The 18,982-nt window shown below is 44.6% G+C and carries 12 protein-coding genes; 7 read left to right on the top strand and 5 right to left on the bottom strand.

The features are described from left to right. Window positions 1–19 precede the first annotated feature (19 nt). A complete protein-coding gene (locus LDX50_RS10470) occupies window positions 20–3,172 on the top strand; it encodes a UvrD-helicase domain-containing protein (protein WP_225698396.1) in 3,153 nt (1,050 codons plus the stop codon). Next, window positions 3,169–5,955 (top strand): PD-(D/E)XK nuclease family protein, encoded by a 2,787-nt coding sequence (locus LDX50_RS10465; protein ID WP_225698395.1) that lies wholly within the window; start codon window positions 3,169–3,171, stop codon window positions 5,953–5,955. The genes LDX50_RS10470 and LDX50_RS10465 overlap by 4 nt, the downstream gene beginning before the upstream one ends. Here LDX50_RS10465 and LDX50_RS10460 read toward each other — a convergent pair whose 3' ends face one another. Further along, entirely contained in the window at window positions 5,956–6,654 is a 699-nt protein-coding gene (locus tag LDX50_RS10460) for a hypothetical protein (RefSeq protein WP_225698394.1), read from the bottom strand. It abuts the gene before it with no gap. 75 nt (window positions 6,655–6,729) lie between these two features. Between LDX50_RS10460 and LDX50_RS10455 the strand changes: the two genes are divergently transcribed. Both LDX50_RS10455 and LDX50_RS10450 read left to right on the top strand, forming a co-directional pair. Beyond that, window positions 6,730–8,460, top strand: a complete 1,731-nt coding sequence (locus tag LDX50_RS10455; protein ID WP_225698393.1) for an amidohydrolase — start codon at window positions 6,730–6,732, stop codon at window positions 8,458–8,460. Further along, window positions 8,450–9,535 (top strand): alanine racemase, encoded by a 1,086-nt coding sequence (locus LDX50_RS10450; protein WP_225698392.1) that lies wholly within the window; start codon window positions 8,450–8,452, stop codon window positions 9,533–9,535. The genes LDX50_RS10455 and LDX50_RS10450 overlap by 11 nt, the downstream gene beginning before the upstream one ends. Window positions 9,536–9,550: 15 nt before the next feature. Here the strand turns inward: LDX50_RS10450 and LDX50_RS10445 are convergent, their stop codons facing one another. Continuing rightward, window positions 9,551–9,946, bottom strand: a complete 396-nt coding sequence (locus LDX50_RS10445) for a tellurite resistance TerB family protein (RefSeq protein WP_225698391.1) — start codon at window positions 9,944–9,946, stop codon at window positions 9,551–9,553. Between the two features lie 173 nt (window positions 9,947–10,119). Here LDX50_RS10445 and LDX50_RS10440 point away from each other — a divergent pair, with 173 nt between their 5' ends. Both LDX50_RS10440 and LDX50_RS10435 read left to right on the top strand, forming a co-directional pair. Further along, window positions 10,120–10,812, top strand: coding sequence for a head GIN domain-containing protein (locus LDX50_RS10440; protein WP_225698390.1), 693 nt, complete (start codon window positions 10,120–10,122; stop codon window positions 10,810–10,812). 445 nt (window positions 10,813–11,257) lie between these two features. Beyond that, window positions 11,258–12,310: a DUF4407 domain-containing protein gene (locus LDX50_RS10435; RefSeq protein ID WP_225698389.1), complete on the top strand. Its 1,053-nt coding sequence runs from the start codon at window positions 11,258–11,260 to the stop codon at window positions 12,308–12,310. Here LDX50_RS10435 and LDX50_RS10430 read toward each other — a convergent pair. Together LDX50_RS10430 and LDX50_RS10425 are read right to left on the bottom strand one after the other, a co-directional pair. Further along, on the bottom strand, window positions 12,302–13,177 hold the full coding sequence (locus tag LDX50_RS10430; protein ID WP_225698388.1) for a lysylphosphatidylglycerol synthase transmembrane domain-containing protein: 876 nt from the start codon (window positions 13,175–13,177) through the stop codon (window positions 12,302–12,304). The two genes, LDX50_RS10435 and LDX50_RS10430, sit on opposite strands and share 9 nt — an antisense overlap. Next, a complete protein-coding gene (locus tag LDX50_RS10425) occupies window positions 13,149–14,129 on the bottom strand; it encodes a glycosyltransferase family 2 protein (protein ID WP_225698387.1) in 981 nt (326 codons plus the stop codon). The genes LDX50_RS10430 and LDX50_RS10425 overlap by 29 nt, the downstream gene beginning before the upstream one ends. Window positions 14,130–14,605: 476 nt before the next feature. Between LDX50_RS10425 and LDX50_RS10420 the strand changes: the two genes are divergently transcribed. After that, the gene (locus LDX50_RS10420) at window positions 14,606–16,765 is read left to right on the top strand and encodes a glutamine synthetase III family protein (RefSeq protein ID WP_225698386.1); all 2,160 of its coding nucleotides are present in this window, start codon (window positions 14,606–14,608) and stop codon (window positions 16,763–16,765) included. A 478-nt stretch (window positions 16,766–17,243) separates the two neighbouring features. On the opposite strand, the gene LDX50_RS10415 is transcribed toward LDX50_RS10420, so the two are convergent. Further along, the gene (locus LDX50_RS10415) at window positions 17,244–18,902 is read right to left on the bottom strand and encodes a S41 family peptidase (protein ID WP_225698385.1); all 1,659 of its coding nucleotides are present in this window, start codon (window positions 18,900–18,902) and stop codon (window positions 17,244–17,246) included. Window positions 18,903–18,982: the final 80 nt, after the last annotated feature.

Here is an 18,982-nt window from a genome sequence, read left to right as displayed (position 1 = left end):
AATCCTAGTTTAGTCAGACATGATCACACAAGATTTCCTGGAGACTGAGTCACTCACCATTTACCGATCCTCTGCGGGCTCGGGTAAAACATATACGTTAACGCGGGAATATATTCTGCTGGCATTATCAGCCCGAGATCGCTATGCCTACAGGAAGATCCTGGCGGTGACGTTTACCAATAAGGCGATGAAGGAGATGAAAGATCGGATCATCGCGAAGCTTGACCAGTTTTCCAGGGGTGATCTGGAGGATACTATGGCGAAGGAACTTCAGCGCCAACTGGATTGGTCTCCGAAGGAGTTTCAGGAACGCTGCGCAGCGCTGCTATCTGAAGTCCTGCATCACTACAGTCATTTTGCCATTACCACTATCGATGCCTTCTTTCAGCAGATCATTCGCAGCTTTGCGCGGGAGCTTCATATTGCTGGTGGGTACCGGCTTGAACTGGAACAGGATCTGGTTTACCGGGAGGTGATTCGTGACCTGATGGAAGAGGTTGATTCGAACAAACACATCCGCAGCTGGCTGGCAGAATTTAGTTTTTCCAAACTGGAGTATGCAAAGGCGTGGGAAGTGGAGAGAGAACTGCTGGCATTTCTCAAGGAGCTGGATCAGGAGTCATTTCGTTCCATCGAAAATGAAATTAAAACGTATGAAGATTCAAGGTTTGAACAGCTTCGTGAAATTGCTGCCGGGAAAGTCAGGGGATTTGAAGATAAGCTCCAGCAGCTGGGTCAGAGGGCTGTAAGCACCATTCATGCTTGCGGACTGGAACAGCATGATTTCATGCGGGCAAGCGCAGCAAATTTCCTGTTTAATCTTTCTGCCCGAAATTATGATGAGAAGAAACTAACCAAAACCTTCCGAACCTGTGCCTCCGGTGAAGGAAGTTGGTTTTCCAAAGCTAATACCAAGATACTGGCTGGTGAAATAGCCACCCTGGATGCATCAGCTTTTCAGGAAATTGCATACCAGGTGCTAACCTTCTGGGATGACCACATTTTTGAATATAAAACCGCAAAGGCAGTATATAAAAATATTTATCTCTTTGCGCTGGCAAGGGATCTGCTCCGAAAACTGGATACTAATAAAAAAGAGCACGATATTCTCTTTATATCCGATGCAACCCGACTTATTCGAAAACTTGTCAAGGAGACGGATGCGCCCTTTATTTATGAAAAGGTAGGCTCCTTTTTTGAAAACTATCTTATTGATGAGTTCCAGGATACGTCCAGGTTTCAATGGGACAGCTTTCGTCCACTCATAGAAAACAGCCTGTCTGAAGGCAAGACGAACCTTATCGTGGGAGATGTAAAACAATCTATATACCGGTGGAGGGGAGGAGATCTGGAATTACTGCAAACCGAAGTGGAGAACACCTTCCAAAGATTTGGTCCGCGTGTCCTGAACCTGGCTACCAATTATCGAAGCCGCAAGAATATCGTCGACTTCAATAATGCGGTTTTTTCAGAGATTCCGGCAGTATTAAAAAAGTCTTTTGAAAAACTCACTGAAGATCCGGTATATGATATTGAATTGAGATTACGGGACATTTTCAGTGACGTTAAGCAAAACTTTGCTGGCAAAGCATCGGATCCGGAAGGCTACGTAGAGGGTAGGTTTCTGGATAATGATACGTATGATGAAATGGTGTTTCCGCAGATTGTGGAAGTGCTTAAAAATCTTCAGGACCGGAAGGTTCCTTTGAAAGAAACGGCAATCCTGGTACGGCGTAACAAGGATGGGAAAAAGATCGCGGAGTATCTCATGCAATACCATGAAGAGGGATATTCATTTGATGTGGTTTCCAATGAGACCCTTCATCTGTCGGCCTCCACCGCAGTGAGCTGTTTAATTGCTGCGCTTCGTTATATAAATAATGCAGAAGATGATTTAACCCGTGCGGCACTTCTGCATTTTTACAGACAGCTGAATTCTTCGGGATCGGAGAGGCATGTTTTTCAACAGGATGAAATGGAGCAGAAGTTGCTTTTGCACATCGCCGCACTAAAGCGCCTCCCGCTTTTCTCCATGGTTGAAAATTTGATAAGCATTCTTGGGTTGCAGGATTCCAGGGGTCATTTTCCCTATTTACAGACATTTCAGGACCATGTCCTTTCATATATGAAAAGGGAGAAAGGGGATGTTCAGGGTTTTATTGATTTCTGGGATGACAAGCTTCATAAAGAAAGCATTCGAATTGCCGATGACCTTGACGCCATCCGCATAATGACCATTCACAAGGCTAAGGGGCTTGAATTTCATTCTGTGCTGCTTCCTTTTTTGAACTGGGATTTGAATAATGACAAGGGCGTTAACTGGTTCATATATGAGACGGATCCTACCGGTCCGACACGTGTGCCGGTTAATTTCTCCAGCGGGCTGAAGGATACAGCCTTTGCTGGTGAATTCAGAGAAGAATCGTATAAGAACTACCTGGATAGTCTGAATATGTTGTATGTGGCTTTTACACGCTCGGCACACGACCTCTGGTTTATGGCAAAGAGAGGCGATTGGGACTCAAGAATTTCAAAGGTAGTGGAAGAACTTTTGCTGAATCCTTCTTTCCCGCTTCCCATACAGCGGGAGGAAGATATTATTAGTTATGGCAATCCTGATTTTGTTTATGCCGGAGCGCCAGGGACACCCTTCCCGGAGATAGAAATTGATCATTATTCATTCTTTGACTGGCAGAAAAAAACGAGGTTAAAACCTGTTCCGGAGCGAATTCGTAATGAGCAGCAGCAGATTTCCATTTCCATTGGAATTCTCGTGCATGATATTCTTTCAAGGGTTAAATATTTGGATGATGTTTCCGGGGTACTTACCGAAACACGTTTTGCTGAAGGTCTGACTGATCAGCAGTTTGAAGGGCTCCGGTCGCGACTTAAGGAAGCTTTCAGAACGCCTGAAGTGCGACAGTGGTTTGATAATTCCTGGGAAGTAAGAAATGAACAGGCTATTTTTTCGAATGGTCAGGAATTCAGGCCTGACAGGGTAATACACCGGCAGGGCCATACCATGGTGATCGATTATAAAACCGGAATCCCCAAATCAGCGGATATGGAACAAATGAAGACTTACCTCTCGCTTGTAAAGGAACTATATACCGGTAAGGTGGAGGGAAGAATTTTATACCTGGAAGATTTAAATATAATTCAAGTACAATGAAGGGGTTTTTATACCAGGTTGCGGAAGAATTGATCCGGGAACATGGCGACGATATGAGTCGTGTAACAGTGGTATTTCCAAACCAGCGTGCCGGATTGTATTTGCGCCAGATTTTAAGAACCAGGGCAGAACGACCTGTTTGGGCCCCGTCCATCATTTCTTTTCGGGAGCTTGTTCAACGTGAATCAAACCTGGTTGTTCCGGATGCGCTTTTTCTCACCTTTGAGTTGTATAAGGTTTATCATAAAATTATTCCCACAGGCGAAGCCTTTGAGGATTTTTACTTCTGGGGGCAGATGTTGCTCCGTGATTTTGATGAGATTGATAAATACCTCGTTCCTGCTCAGAATATCTATAAAGATTTGAGCCGCCAGAAAGAGCTTGATATGGCGTTTGATTTTCTCAGTGAAGAACAGAAAGCGCTTATTCAGTCATTCTGGCGTGGATTTGATGGTGATCGATCTGAGTCACAGGAACAATTTCTTAAAATATGGAACCGGCTGAATGATGTATATGACGCATTCACAGCGCGTCTCAAGGAAGATGGTTATTGCTATGAGGGCAGTATGTACAGACAGCTTGCAGAAAACGTGGAGACTCATAGTTGGAGACAACCGGGTGATATTTTGTGGTTTGCAGGCTTCAATGCCCTCACGTTTGCGGAAGAGAAGATTGTCAAGCACCTGCTCGGGCGTCCGACAACACGAATTTTCTGGGATGTAGACGAATATTACGTTAACGACAAACGTCAGGAAGCCGGACGATTTATCCGTGCTTTCCGGCATGACAGGCAATTGAAACATACCATTCCTGAAGTGCTGCCTGCCATGATCGGTGCAGGTGATCAGGAGGTTCAAATTATCGGCGTGCCTCAATATGTCGGACAGGCCAAACTTTGCAGCAGTTTGCTTCAAAAGACACTGGAGCAAAACCCGGAACTTGATCAACGCCGCATAGCGGTCGTACTTGCTGATGAAACATTATTGCTGCCCGTATTGCATTCGCTGCCCGAATCTGTACAGACCATTAATATCACCATGGGTTTTCCGCTGATCTATGCTCCACTGAGCGGATTTATCGAACTCATTTCTGAATTACATCTGCTGGCCCGCAAACAGGACGGGGAAATCAAATTTCATTACCGTCAGATTCTGGCAATTGAAAATCATCCGATGATGACTGATCACCTGCCGGCAGAACGGCCCTGGAAAAATGAACATGAGCAACGGCTTTACTGGAATATTCCCAGCCTTGCAATCACTCCGCTTTACAGAAAGATTTTCGCGGATACCGATGGAGACTTCGTTTCCTACCTGATATCCATCCTGGAGGAATTATCGGTGATCTCTGCAGAACAGATATCAAACTCACATATTCATTATTTTCTGAAGCACCTGAACCGCTACCGGGAAATGATGGATTATAAAATCGGTGTTGACACCTTCAGGCGTCTTTTCAGGCAACTTGTGCGCATGGATAAAATACCCTTTACGGGCGAGCCCCTGGAGGGATTGCAGATCATGGGAGTTCTTGAAACCAGAAACCTGGATTTCGATCATATATTCGTGCTGGGCATGAATGAAGAATCATTTCCCGCAGGAAAGAACAAGCATTCCTATATTCCATACAATCTGCGGAAGGCCTATGATTTGCCTCATTTTGATCAGCAGGACGCCATTTATGCATATTTGTTTTACAGGCTTCTTCATAATGCGGGTAAGGCCATATTCATTTACAATACGGAAGGGGATGATCTGGGTGGTGAAGAAATGAGCAGGTTTCTCAAGCAACTGATATACGAGCGGCCAATGAAAGTAAGTAATATTCTACTTCGCAGTAAGGCCAATGCCGGGCGAACATCGCCCATCATGGTGCCCCAGGATGAGGAAACATTGGGCCGATTGAGCAGATATACAGGGCGGGATACAAACAAGAGACTCGCTCCCAGTGCGATGAATACGTACCTTGACTGCAGTTTAAAATTTTTCTTCAGGTATGTTGCCAGGCTTTATGAATCCGATGAGCTTGAGGATAATGTGGATGCCCGAACGCTTGGTTCGCTGATACATGAGGGTATCGAATTTCTTTACACTCCGTATTTAGGAAAAGAAGTATCCCCTGAGGACGTTAAAAAACTCAAACCCAGGATCAAGGATGCCGTAATTGCCGGTTTCCGTAAACGATATAAGATTGAAGATGGTGAGCAGTATGAGCCGGAAGGAAAAAATATCATTGCAGCCAGCGTCGCTGAGAAATTTCTGCTAAGAATCCTTGATAAGGATGAAGCCTATGCTCCGTTCAAGGTACTGGGTCTTGAAAAAAAGGTGGAGGGAAGGCGATTGCTGAAGGATGGCATTGAGGTTTATGTTGGGGGTACGGTAGACCGGATTGACATGAAGGATGGTCTGATCCGCATTGTGGATTTCAAGACAGGTTCGGATTCATCGGAGTTCGATGGATTGGATAGTCTTTTTCAGGAAAAAAGGAATAAGGCCGCATTTCAGACAATGTTTTATGCCGTGTTGTATTTGTCAGAGGCCGATACCGACAAGGTTATTCCTGCGGTCTATAACCGAGATGTGCTCTTCCAGGATGCAGACCCCCTTTTCTATGATAAGAAGCTCAAATCGCGCGTAACAAGCCTTTCCGCGTATCGGCAATATGAGCAGGAGCTGGACCAGTTGCTCGGGAAAATCTTTTCTCCTTCCGCTGTGTATGTACAAACGGAGAATTCAAAAATATGTGAATATTGCCCCTATAATATGATCTGTCAGCGCGTCTGATCAGGTGCCAAATAAAATTCCGATAGAAATCTCGAGCCCAGTGTAATCTATTTTTGCATCTTTCCAGTCGATCGGTCGCGTTTCCAGTGGCCCGCTCATCGTTCCTCCTATATAGCTTCCAGTCATTTCAAAGGGCGCATCCCCGATGAAATAGTTAGCCTCCAGTGATACTCCCCACTGATTGGAAACATAGAAAACGAACTCTGTTCCAAAGAAGAAACCCAGTCCAATTCCATGTTTGCCATCCACATCTGAATCGGCCACATCCCATGATTCGTACTTTCGAATGGCCTTGTCCAGGTTGCCATTATTGATTTTGTTGGCGAAACCATAGAAAGCGAAGCCGCCTCCTTTGATGCGGAATTCTGTCGATTGCCCAACCAGCTGCAACACCAGTTCAAGGGGAACCATAATAGTAAAATTAGGACCTACGATCGCATCATTTGTTTCGATATTTTCAATATCCTTAACGTTCATTCCGGACATCCGGTAAAGTGAGAATCCCGTCTGAATAGCCATATATCTGTTCAGGTCGACGCCCACTCCACGCAGTGAAAACGGACTTATGGGGGTGGAAAAGTATCCGTTCTTCGGGATGAAATATGAAAAGGACAAACCTACTTCCTGTGCGCGGGATTTGTATGATGTTGCAGCTGCAATGAGAGTTGTCAGAAGAAAAATGGAGAGGAAACGTTTCATAATTTTATGAAAGGTTAGTGAAAAATTGACATAGCATACTAACTTAACGATTCAAGCTAAACAAACATACATATCATGGTATCAAAACAAAGGCTCTGGCTACTGTTATTTACATTCATTTCTTACATAGCCATGAATGGCTGTACTTCGAAGGAAAACCCCGTGACCGCCGATATGGTGATCAGCGGAGGTACAATCTACACAATGGATCAGACCAATCCGGTGGTGGAAGGAGTGGCAATTGCCAACAAGCGAATTATATATGCAGGACCGGCAGCCGGACTGGAGCAATATATTACTGAAAACACCAGGCAGGTTAACCTGAACGGGAAAACCATGACGCCCGGATGGGTGGAAGGACATGGTCACTTCATGGGAATGGGGTATAACAAGCTGGATCTGGATCTGATGGATGTGAGAAGCTACCAGGAAATGGTGGATCGCGTGAAGGAAGCGGTTGACAAGGCACAGCCCGGAGAATGGATCGTCGGACGGGGATGGCATCAGAGCAAGTGGAATATGCCAGCTGAAGAAATGATCAAAGGGTTCCCTACGAATGACGGATTAAATGAAGTATCTCCGGATAATCCGGTGGTACTGAGGCATGCCTCAGGTCATGCCCTGATCGCTAATGACAAAGCCATGGAAATTGCGGGTGTACTGCCAATGAGTACGGAGAGTATGCAGAACATGGAAATGGAAGGTGGTGAGATCATTCGTGATGAACTGGGTAATCCAACAGGAATCTTTAATGAGCGTGCAATGGGGCTTTTAGCCAAGAACACACCGGAAAATACCCCTGAACGTCAGGCAAAAGCGTTCGCACTGGCGGTCCAAAACAGTTGGGAGAATGGAATAACGGCGTTTCATGATGCAGGAGTTGGACGGGAGACCATTGAATTGTACCGCAGTTATGAAGCGAAGGATTCACTGGGTGTGCGGCTGTATGTGATGGTTACAGGATTTGAGCCTGATTATGTAGAGGAGTGGTTTCAGCGGGGCCCAAAAATTGATACTACAGGGTGGCTTAATATTCGTTCAGTTAAGCTTAATTGTGACGGTGCGTTAGGCTCTCGTGGAGCCTGGTTGCTCGAACCTTATACGGATCGTGCCGGACATTACGGTCATGAGACACTTCCCATGTCTGTCGTTAAGGACATGGCCGAAAAAGGCTTGAAATATGGCTTTCAGATTTGTTCCCATGCAATTGGTGACCGTGCCAATCAGGAAATTCTGGACCGTTACGAAGCAGCTTTCGTGGCAAATCCTGGTGCTGCAGCAGATCACCGCTACCGTATTGAACATGCCCAGCATTTACATCCGGAAGATATTCCAAGATTTGGTGAATTGGGCGTGATACCTGCCATGCAGGCGATTCATATGGCTTCAGACAGGCCATGGGCAATTGACCGTCTTGGAGAGAAACGTATTGTGGAAGGTGCCTATGTGTGGCAGAAACTTCTTCAGTCGGGTGCGAGGATTGTAAACGGCACAGACGTACCGGTTGAACCAATAAATCCCATTGCTTCATTCTATGCAAGTGTGGCTAGAAAAACCCTTGAAGGAACACCGGAGGAAGGGTATGAGCCGGATCAAAGGATGAGTCGGGAGGAGGCATTACGCTCCTATACCCTCGATGCCGCTTATGGTGCATTTATGGAAGATCTTACGGGTTCTATAGAAGTAGGTAAGCTGGCCGATTTTACCGTGCTGGATCAGGATATTATGACGGTTCCTGAAAGCGACATTTTGAATATAAACGTGGCAATGACGATCATTGACGGACGTATTGTATATGAAAAATAACTGGTCACATATTCGAACACCTACGCTCCTGATCGACGAAAAACGGGTTCGAAGGAATATCCACAGGATGGTTACAAAAGCTGCCCGGGCGGGTAAGGTATTCAGGCCTCACTTTAAAACTCATCAGTCCCGGGCGATTGGGGAATGGTTTCGGGATGAGGGTGTATCCCATATTACCGTTTCTTCCGTTGGCATGGCAGAATATTTCGCATCCAATGGTTGGAATAACATTACCATTGCATTTCCATGCAACCTGAGGCAGATCGATCGTATCGATGAGCTGGCCTCAAAAATTGATATTTCGATCCTGGTGGATAGCGAAGACGTCGCTGAACAGATCAGTAAACTCGTTAATCACAAATTGAGGGTATTTGTCGAGATTGATACGGGAAGCGAAAGAACGGGGATCAGGTATGATAATCCTGAAGCGATTATGCGCCTGTATGCGCTGATCGAGGAGTCTGAATTTCTTGAATTTGCCGGCATTTATTCACATGCCGGACATACGTATGCCTGCCGTAGCAGGGAAGAAGTGAAAAAAACCGCCAACGAGGCCATTGACCGTCTCGAGCAGGTAGCGGCGGTTTTCGAGAAAAAGATCGGCGTGTGCTATGGTGATACTCCGGGATGTACTGTGCTGGATGATTTTGGGGATATTATCACCGATTTGAGTCCGGGTAATTTCGTTTTTTATGATATGATGCAGGTCCATATTGGTGTCTGCGAAGTTGATGATATCGGAGTGGTTCTATGCTGTCCGGTTGTCACTGAAAAGACCATTGAGCCGGTGGTTACGTTGTATGGCGGTGCCGTCCATTTTTCAAAGGAACAGCTCGACGATAAATCCTTCGGAAAGGTCGCCATGCTGAACCCTTCCGGATGGGAGGATTCGGTTGTGGGCAGCCTGGAACGAATTTCACAGGAGCATGGGATGGTCAGACTGGATGGCGTAACAGCCAAAGCGGGGGATGTTTTGGCAATTTTACCGGTGCATTCATGCCTTACAGCTGAATGCATGGCAAAATACCTGACACTTAATGGTGTCTACCTTGATCATTACCAAAAAAGCCGGTGAAGCACCGGCCTTCTTTTATTTCAGAAATTTCTGTGTTTTCTTCTTCAGATGATCCCGATCGGAGGTGATCGCCGGGTCGCTGAAAATTTTACTTGAAAGCTCTGCGATTACGCCCTTCTTGTATCCAAGTCGCTCGGCAATATCCTGGCAGAAAGCTATTTCACTTTTAAATACCTGTCCGTCCACTTTCATCAGTTGCACCACGTGATACAAATGTTCAAATTTCTGATCGCTACTGAGCGTGCTGAGATCTCCAATCGGCTTTGCCGGATTACCCAGCATTTGGTCAACTTCTTCCCTGGACAGGCCATTTGACTGTCCGATCATGTGGATCAGTCGGGCTTCCTTCTCAGCCACCTGATTATCACTGGCTGCCAGCTGTATCAATACATTAAGTCTTTCTTGTACCATGATTAAAAAATGATTGCGTTTTTCAAAGCTTAAATGTATTTAAAAATCCGGCACGGAACTGGTCAAAATACCGCCGAATTATTACACTTGTAGTTATTTCAACATTTGATGAACCACTGATGCAACCCTTGATGTCTTGTTTTGTCTTTGGATTGAATATTAATTTTAAAAGCATGAAAACCAAGTATACCTTATTCTTATTCGTAGCCGCACTGTTTCTGGCATCCGGCACAGTATTTTCGCAGCAATCCCAGGAACGAAATGTCGGTTCTTTCAGTGAAATTAAAGTAGGCGAAGCCATTGATCTTTACCTGATACCAGGGTCTGAAGACAAGCTTAGAATTGAAATCGAGGATGGCCGGTTTGATGATGTTGAGACGAAAGTATCGGGCGGCACATTGAAAATTGGTATGCGCCCTGGTAATTACCGGCATACCGTTAAAGTATATGCTACCTATCGAAAACTTGATGGTATTACGGCTACCAGCGCCAGCAATGTTTATACCGAAGGTGTTCTGCGTACGAACAGACTTAATATTTCAATATCAAGTGCCGCATCTGCCGAAATGGAAGTGGAAGCTGAGTTGCTCCAGATTAGCGTAAGCAGCTCAGGAGATCTTGAAATTAGTGGCAAAGCACAAAATGCCAATATTGATGTGTCCAGTGCAGGTGATGTAGATGCGTATGACCTTATCCTTGATGCGGTTCAGGTGCAGGCAAGCAGTGCAGGCGATGCCAAGGTCTTTGCCAAAAATTCGATCCAGGCTCATGCCAGCAGCGGAGGTTCCGTGAAATATCGCGGCAACCCCACAAGGTCACAGACGGATAGCAGCAGCGGAGGCTCCGTCAGAAAATCAGGAGATTAAAACAGGCCCTGGCAGATAATGTCAGGGTTATTTTTTTCGTCTAGAGCGAAGGCGCTCTTCCTGTTGATTTAATTCAAAATTCAATAACGCTACGTGAAAATGCCTGAAATAATCATCGGCAACAGCGTGAGCGGATGTATCAAACTGTGATACGTTCTTCCATTTGCCTGACAACTTCTGAATTGAAAAATTGATCATGTTCTTTCTGTTCAGTTTTAAAAAATCAGTTTGAATATTAAATAAAGTACCAAACAAGTATGCATAACGAGTAAAACGGAAAAAATGTTCGCTAATTGTAAAAAGTGTTAAAATCGTACAGATATTGTACGTTTTTGAACATACCTGAAATTGCGAATTGTACAATGCTGCTTAAGGAGGCTGATTTAATTCATGGCATATCTATTGTGGTAGAACAACACAACTGAACTTTTTACGTTATCACCGCATGAATCGCATCACTCGTTTTTTTTGGGTATGTTCAGGAGCACATCTTGACACCCTCGAGCAATGTCCCAGTGAGTCTTCCAAATATTCAGGTATCGGGGCAACCATATTTTTCACCGGATTATTTGCTGCCGTTGCTGCAGGTTATGCCTTGTACACTGTTTTCGACAGTGTGATTTGGGCAGGCTTGTTCGGAATCGTCTGGGGATTGATGATTTTTAATCTCGACCGCTATATAGTTTCCGGGATGAGAAAGGAAGGATCACTTTGGAAACAACTGCTTACAGCAACACCAAGACTGTTGCTTGCACTGCTCATTTCTTTGGTAATCGCCAAACCGCTCGAACTCAAAATTTTTGAAAAGGAGATTGGTGAGGAATTGCTTGTGATGCATCAGGAAAAGAAAAAGCAGCAGGAAGAATTGATTCGCGGCAGGTATGAGGCAGATCGTAACCTGGCCGAAAATCAAATCCAAAGTTTGCAGAATGAAATCAATCAGAAAGCCGCGATACGTGATGATCTTGCCCGTATAGCCCGGGAAGAAGCAGATGGAACAGGTGGTACCATGCAACGTAATGCCGGGCCGATCTATAAGATTAAAAAAGCCGATGCCGACCGGGCCGAGGCGGAATTCAATGAAATCAGCAAACGGAACGAGGGCCTGATTGCAGAGCAGCGAACAAGGCTGGTATCTCTTGATAGTGCCATGCTGGCCGACCGTGCTGCTATGAATGCCGAGGTGGCGGATGGTCCTGCGGCCCGAATGGATGCACTAAGCCGTCTTACTGCCAAGAGTAGTGCCATATGGATGGCCAATATTTTTATTATTTTATTATTTCTCGCAGTTGAAACTGCCCCGATCTTTGTGAAGCTGATCTCGTATAAAGGTCCGTATGATAATCAGATTCGGGTAGTTGAATATCCTTTTGAAACCAACAGGGTAGAAAAACTAGCACGAACCACAGCAGAAACCCGGGAGCGCACCTCAGATCTTCCCGACTTCGATCGTAAACATGCCAATGACAAACTTGATGTACTGCTGAAGTCAGGGTAATTGACGTCCTTCACCTTTCCAGTGCCGTTCATTCAACGAATAATGAATGGCCAGGCCGATAAGTGAACTAAGTACTGTTATTAGGAAAAAAAGCATTGAAATCGCAACAGAAATTTCCTGGTTCAGGCCAAATAGCTGCGCTCCGTAGAGAAAAACCAATTCCCTTAACCCAAGTCCGCCTACCGTGATCGGTATGATAGTCGCTACTGAAGATACCAGAAAAATTGCGAGATAGGGTAGGTATTCTTGGTGTATGCCTAATCCGTAAATCAAGGCGACGACGCAGGCCATTTGCAATACCTGAATGCTCAGGGAAAGTCCAAAAGTTGCTGGTAAAATCGAACGAAACGATGGAAATATTCGGTAATACAGGTAGATGCCGAATGGTAAGGCCAAAAGCAGCAACCAATTGATCCAGGACGGGTGGTCCGGCAATCGCGGCATTAATGAAAGTGACATGGTTATAACCAACAGATAAATAGCCATAAGCCCGTTAATCCTGTCGGCGACCATGGCCCTGACTAGAGATGGAAAGGAAGTGCCAAATTTTGAATTTAGCAGGTATGCTTTGTATCCGTCACCTCCTATGCCACCCGGGAGCAGGAGATTATAGAACATCCCGATGTAATAAAGTTTCAGATTGAAATTTACCGAGAGGTATGTTCCTATCCGGCCAAAAAAATTATTCAACCGTACGCTGCTGATTACCTGTGATGCGTTGAATGCGATCAGCGCAAGCAGCAAAAATATTGGATTGGTGGATGTGAGATGTTTTAGGGAAGCACTAAAATCAATTTGTCTGAGGAGCAGATAAAGCGCAAGGACGGTTCCGGCAACCTTAATTATGAATTTTAACCTTTGATTCAATTTTGATCGGTTTGGAGATGATGCGCCTGATTTTATAGGTTGCTTTGTGCTGAGATTCATAATAAGTACGCATAATAAGTTCCGTAATGATGCCGAAAGTAAGAAGTTGAATACCCCCGATCAGGAAGATTGCACCAAGGATGAGTATGGGTCTTCCCCATATATCCTGCCCGAGGATTTTTAAAATGAGAAGATAAAAATAAATTACCGATCCCAGTCCTATGGAAATGAGCCCGGCCGGTCCGAATAAATGAATGGGACGTTTTAAATATTTTTGAAAAAATAACAACAGAATCAGATCGCTTAACACACGCATTGTTCGACCGATCCCATATTTAGATTTGCCAAACTTGCGTGCATGATGCTTTACATTCATCTCCGAAATTCGTGCACCATCGAAACTGGCCAGAATAGGAATAAAACGATGCATCTCTCCATAAAGCTGCAAGTTTTTGGCTGTTTCCCGCCGAAAAACCTTGAGTGTGCAGCCGTAGTCATGGACATGAACACCCGAGATATTCCTGATCACGTAATTGGCAATTTTGCTTGGTAATTTCCTTAGAATAAATCCGTCCTTCCGGTTTTTCCGATTTCCAACGATGAGATCGAGATCCTCCCTGATGAGTTTATCCAGCATTAGAGGGATATCTGCCGGGTCATTCTGCAGGTCAGCATCCATGGTAACAATAAATTCTCCACTGGCCTGTTCAATTCCCGCGGCCATGGCTGGTGTCTGGCCGTAATTCCGGTTGAGGACTACAATGTGATGGGGATCATCCAGATGCCGCCGTAATTCCTCAACAGTACCGTCATTAGATCCGTCATCAACAAAGATTACCTCGTAATTAAACCCCTTTAATGCATTATCAATGCTTTCAACGAGATAAGGAACGTTTTCGCGTTCGTTAAGCATGGTTGTAACCACCGAAATTTTGAGGGGAGCAAGTTCCATCACCAATTAAAAACTGATATAGTAAGCTACGTAATTAATATCTTTTTTGTTCCAAATAAGTAAGCTGCTTATTAGACACTGAATTTACGGATAATTGGTGCATCTGAGGAGAAATTACTGTGTATTACTGTTTTTCCTGACCAGAATCATCTGTTTTGCCAATATTTCCAGCTTTATTTCCCTGATGAATCCTATAGCCGCTGTCGTAATAGAGATGATCAATCCAGGTGATGTTATTGTGCCTGCTTAACACAGTGAGCTGGCCCAATTAATAAGATTTGATTAGAATTCCAGCCCGGAATAAATACTGGGATCAATCATTTTTAGTATTCAGGTTGTTTTATTGGCCAGATAGGTCGATTTCAAAGCAATTCCTGAAATTAAGGAGATATATTTTCAAAATCGTGGGTTAATTATTACCCACATGGTCAAAATATTGATATTTTTGTTCACACATTAAATAAATCAACAACCACATGACTACATTGCGAAAAACGGCCCTTGAAAGGGCAAATAGCCGTCCGAAGATTAAAGTTGAATCGCCTGGACGGATTTCAGAATATTTTGGTCGGGATGTTTTTGGATTACTTGAAATGCAGAAACTCCTTGCTCCCGATGTATTCAAAAAAGTAAGCAGGGCAATAGATGCGGGTACAAAGATAGATATTGAAACAGCCGATGCAGTTGCTTCTGCGGCTAAATCCTGGGCGACCACTAAAGGAGCTACACATTATACTCACTGGTTCCAGCCGCTTACAGGATCTACTGCAGAGAAACACGATACATTTTTTGATGCCCTGTCTGGAATTGAAAAATTCAAGGGAACGGCGTTGGTACAGCAGGAACCGGACGCTTCCTCTTTCCCTAGTGGGGGTATTCGAAGCACTTTCGAGGCACGTGGTTATACAGCATGGGACCCAACCTCACCGATGTTTATTTATGGGGTAACACTCTGTATCCCTACGATTTTTGTTTCCTTTACCGGTGAATTGCTTGACAATAAAGCTCCATTAATGAAGGCAGTTGATGCCGTTGATGCAGCAGCAACCCGTGTAGTACAACTCTTTGATAAGAAAGTAACGCGTGTAAAGCCTTCTTTGGGATGTGAACAGGAATACTTTGTCGTTGATAAAGACCTTTATAACGCGCGTCCGGATCTTGTAATGGGTGGACGTACCGTATTTGGTCATAACCCCGCGAGAGGTCAGCAGCTGGACGACCATTACTTCGGCTCAATCCCTCCCCGTATATACAACTTCATGAAGGATTTTGAGATCGAAGCACTAAAGCTTGGTATCCCTGTGAGTACACGACATAACGAAGTGGCGCCGAGCCAGTTTGAAGTGGCACCTGTATTTGAAGATATCAATGTGGCCACAGATCATAATCAACTATTGATGGATGTGATGTCTAAAGTGGCAGAAGGTCACAACCTGAAAGTCCTTTTTCATGAGAAGCCATTTGCTGGTCTCAATGGAACCGGAAAACACAACAACTGGTCACTCATTACCAATACCGGCATCAACCTGTTCAAGCCGAGCAGCAGTGCCCGTGAGAACCTGCTATTCCTTGTATTCTTCGTGAACACAATTAAAGCGGTATACGAATATGCAGATCTTCTCCGTGCAAGTATCGCCTCTGCCGGCAATGATCACCGTTTGGGTGCCAATGAAGCTCCTCCGGCAATCATGTCGGTCTTCATCGGCTCAACCCTCACATCAGTTCTTGACGAGCTTGAGAAAAACGGAAATGTAAAGGTCGAAAAAGGTGACAACATGTATATGAAGCTGGGTATCGATAAGATCCCTCAGATCATTCTTGATAATACAGACCGTAACCGTACTTCACCATTTGCATTTACCGGTAACAAATTTGAATTCCGCGCAGTTGGAGGTGCTCAAAACGTTGCGGCTCCTATGACAGTCCTGAATCTGATCGTCGCTCAACAGCTGAATGAATTCTATACAGAGGTCGAAAAGGAGATAGGTAAGGGAGCCGAGAAGCGTATGGCCGTTGTAAACGTATTGCGTAAATACATCAAGGACAGCAAAAAAATCCGATTCGAGGGAGACGGTTATTCAGATGAATGGGTGAAAGAAGCTGCAAAGCGCGGACTTGAAAACGTGAAGGATACTCCCCGGGCACTTGATGCTTATATCACCAAGAAATCGAAGAAGATTTTTGAGGCCAACGGTGTATTGAGTGAAAAAGAGCTTGAAGCCCGCAATGAGATTTACTGGGAAAACTACATCATGAAAATTCAGATCGAATCTCGTGTGATGGGTGATCTTGCTGCTAACCACATTGTACCCACGGCCGTTAATTATCAGAATAAGCTGATACAGAATGCGAATGGTTTGAAAGGACTTGGAATTTCGAATAAGGAGGTTGTGAAAGTAATCGAGAAAATTTCGGGATACATTCATACCATTCAGACGGAAGTCGATAGCATGATTGAAGAGCGGAAACGTGTCAACAAGATAGAAGACACACGTGAAAAAGCCATTGCGTATTGTGATGACGTCAAAGGTAAATACTTCGATAAAATCAGATACGCTGTTGATAAGCTTGAGTTACTCGTTGATGATGAGGACTGGCCGCTTGTGAAATACCGCGAGATGCTGTTCCTTCGTTAATGATTAACGGAAAAAAAGAAAAGGCCATTGAAATTTCAATGGCCTTTTTTATGCTGAATGGGAATGTGATTTATTAATGAAACGTAGCTTGTATGCGACCGCCCGCTCCTCGGGGGTCGTTAAAAATATATTGCCATTTCTATCATATTTGACCCACGCTAACGCATGGGTCATTTTTTTATTACTCTTTTGCTCAGATAAAGAAAAACGACCCCTGAGTGACGGGGGTCGCATACGTGAGAGAAATATGGTAAAGAAAAACGACCTCTGAGTAACGGGGGTCGCATATGTGAGAGAAATATGGTAAAGAAAAACGACCCCTGAGTGACGGGGGTCGCATACGTGAGAGAAATATGGTAAAGAAAAACGACCCCTGTGTAACGGGGGTCGCATATGATACGTTCTCTGCAGAATTATTCTCAGTGAGCAGCGAAGGTGGAGCGTGCAAAGGACAGTAGTATATGCCCTGTCGAAATGATTACTTTTTATTTAGTATCGTGCCTAATTCTTCGGTATTACTAAGTACCCGAACTGCAGCCTGAAGATCCGGATCAGCATCAAACGTAGACTCAATAGAGCCCCGTTCCAGGTAATATCTGCCGGCAATCTCCTCTTCCAGAAGGGTTTTAATTTGAGATTTATACAGGTCAAGGTCTTTTTCCTTGCTTTGCTCAATCACTTCTTCAAGCTCGTTCAGCTGGTCCTTGATCAGATCATAGTATTTCTCATCACTGGCATTTTCGATCATATCCTCCAGGTTCTTTTCAACCTGGGTTCTATAGGAGTAATCCTGAGTTTTCAACCAGGATTTGAATGCCTCATATTCCTTATCGGATAACGAAAACTGATCGGCTGCCGGAATTTCCGGGTTATCATAGTAATACCGGGTGGCGTAATCGAACAGTATTCCTTTCGTTTGAAGTACATAAGCAATAGCGGAAATATCTTCGCCTTCTACGCTGATATCAGGATCAATTCCGCCGCCATCAAACACTTTTCGGCCATTTTTAGTGGTAAACTCGGTTTTCAGGGAATCCGGAATTTTACCTACGCTTCCGTCAGGTCTGCGATGAGAATAATCCAGCGCCTGAATGCATCTTCCTGATGGAGTATAGTACTTGGCGGTAGTTACTTTAAGCTGTGAATTATAGGAGAGGGGACGGCTTACCTGAACCAGTCCTTTGCCAAATGACTTTTCACCCACAATAACCGCACGGTCATAATCCTGAAGCGTCCCCGCTACAATTTCAGAAGCGGAGGCACTGCCGCTGTTGATCAGTACAGCCAGTGGTATTTCCGTATCCACAGGGTTGTCCAGTGTTTTGTAAGTCTGGTTGTTATCTTCAATTTTTCCCTTGGTGGAAACGACGTCCATGCCCTTGGGAATAAAAACATTGGTGGTATTGACCGCTTCAAGTAACAGACCTCCGGGGTTTCCGCGAAGATCGAGGATGATTTTTTTCGCACCCTTTTCCTTCAATGCCTGAACTGCATTTTTTACTGAGCGCCCTGCCTGGTCGGTGAACTCGGTTAATTTAACCATTCCAATATCTGCCGTTACCATGCCGAAATAGGGGACATTTTCGATTTTCACCTTTTCCCGCTTGAAAGTTAACTTGATGGGGGTTGGTGTATTATAGCGCCTCACGGTCATTTCCACATCCTTGTTGGATTGACCCTTCATCAATTCATTTGTTTCATCACGGGATAGATTTTCAATTGAAACCCCGTTGATGGCAATCACTTCATCACCGATCTTTAGTCCGTTCTTCTGTGCTGAGTATCCGTCCATCAGCATGATTACCTTTACTTTTCCATTAATGCGACCGGTAACGGCACCAATTCCGCCATACTCACCACTGCTTTGGGTTCTGAAATCCTCAATGTCGTCCTCTGGAATATAATTCGTGTACGGATCAAGACTTGCCAGCATGGCATCAATTCCTGAGCGCATCAGCGTATTCGGATTCACCTCGTCTACATAGAGCGCATTTACCTCTTTATAAAGGGTGGCAAAGATGTCCAGGTTCCGGGCGATATCGAAATAACGGTCATCCGGGCCATTGAACGAAAAGAAAATTACCGGGGCAGCGGCCAGGGCAAATACCCATCCCATTTTTCGTAAGGAAGTACGCATATGATCTCGTGGTTTAATCAGGGAAACGTAAGCAGAAAGCTTTTGGTTTCCCTTGTAAGGCATTCATTCAACATTGAAGA

This window comes from Fulvivirga sedimenti (assembly GCF_020328055.1).
The sequence above is the reverse complement of the archived record's forward strand: the minus strand, read 5'-3'. Positions and strand labels throughout refer to the sequence as shown.

Excerpts from the sequence above, each read along its gene's own strand:
- LDX50_RS10420 (WP_225698386.1), top strand. The coding sequence starts at position 14,606 with ATGACTACATTGCGAAAAACGGCCCTTGAAAGGGCAAATAGCCGTCCG.
- LDX50_RS10435 (WP_225698389.1), top strand. The coding sequence starts at position 11,258 with ATGAATCGCATCACTCGTTTTTTTTGGGTATGTTCAGGAGCACATCTT.
- LDX50_RS10450 (WP_225698392.1), top strand. The coding sequence starts at position 8,450 with ATGAAAAATAACTGGTCACATATTCGAACACCTACGCTCCTGATCGAC.
- LDX50_RS10445 (WP_225698391.1), bottom strand. The coding sequence starts at position 9,946 with ATGGTACAAGAAAGACTTAATGTATTGATACAGCTGGCAGCCAGTGAT.
- LDX50_RS10440 (WP_225698390.1), top strand. The coding sequence starts at position 10,120 with ATGAAAACCAAGTATACCTTATTCTTATTCGTAGCCGCACTGTTTCTG.
- LDX50_RS10455 (WP_225698393.1), top strand. The coding sequence starts at position 6,730 with ATGGTATCAAAACAAAGGCTCTGGCTACTGTTATTTACATTCATTTCT.
- LDX50_RS10470 (WP_225698396.1), top strand. The coding sequence starts at position 20 with ATGATCACACAAGATTTCCTGGAGACTGAGTCACTCACCATTTACCGA.
- LDX50_RS10425 (WP_225698387.1), bottom strand. The coding sequence starts at position 14,129 with ATGGAACTTGCTCCCCTCAAAATTTCGGTGGTTACAACCATGCTTAAC.
- LDX50_RS10415 (WP_225698385.1), bottom strand. The coding sequence starts at position 18,902 with ATGCGTACTTCCTTACGAAAAATGGGATGGGTATTTGCCCTGGCCGCT.
- LDX50_RS10460 (WP_225698394.1), bottom strand. The coding sequence starts at position 6,654 with ATGAAACGTTTCCTCTCCATTTTTCTTCTGACAACTCTCATTGCAGCT.
- LDX50_RS10465 (WP_225698395.1), top strand. The coding sequence starts at position 3,169 with ATGAAGGGGTTTTTATACCAGGTTGCGGAAGAATTGATCCGGGAACAT.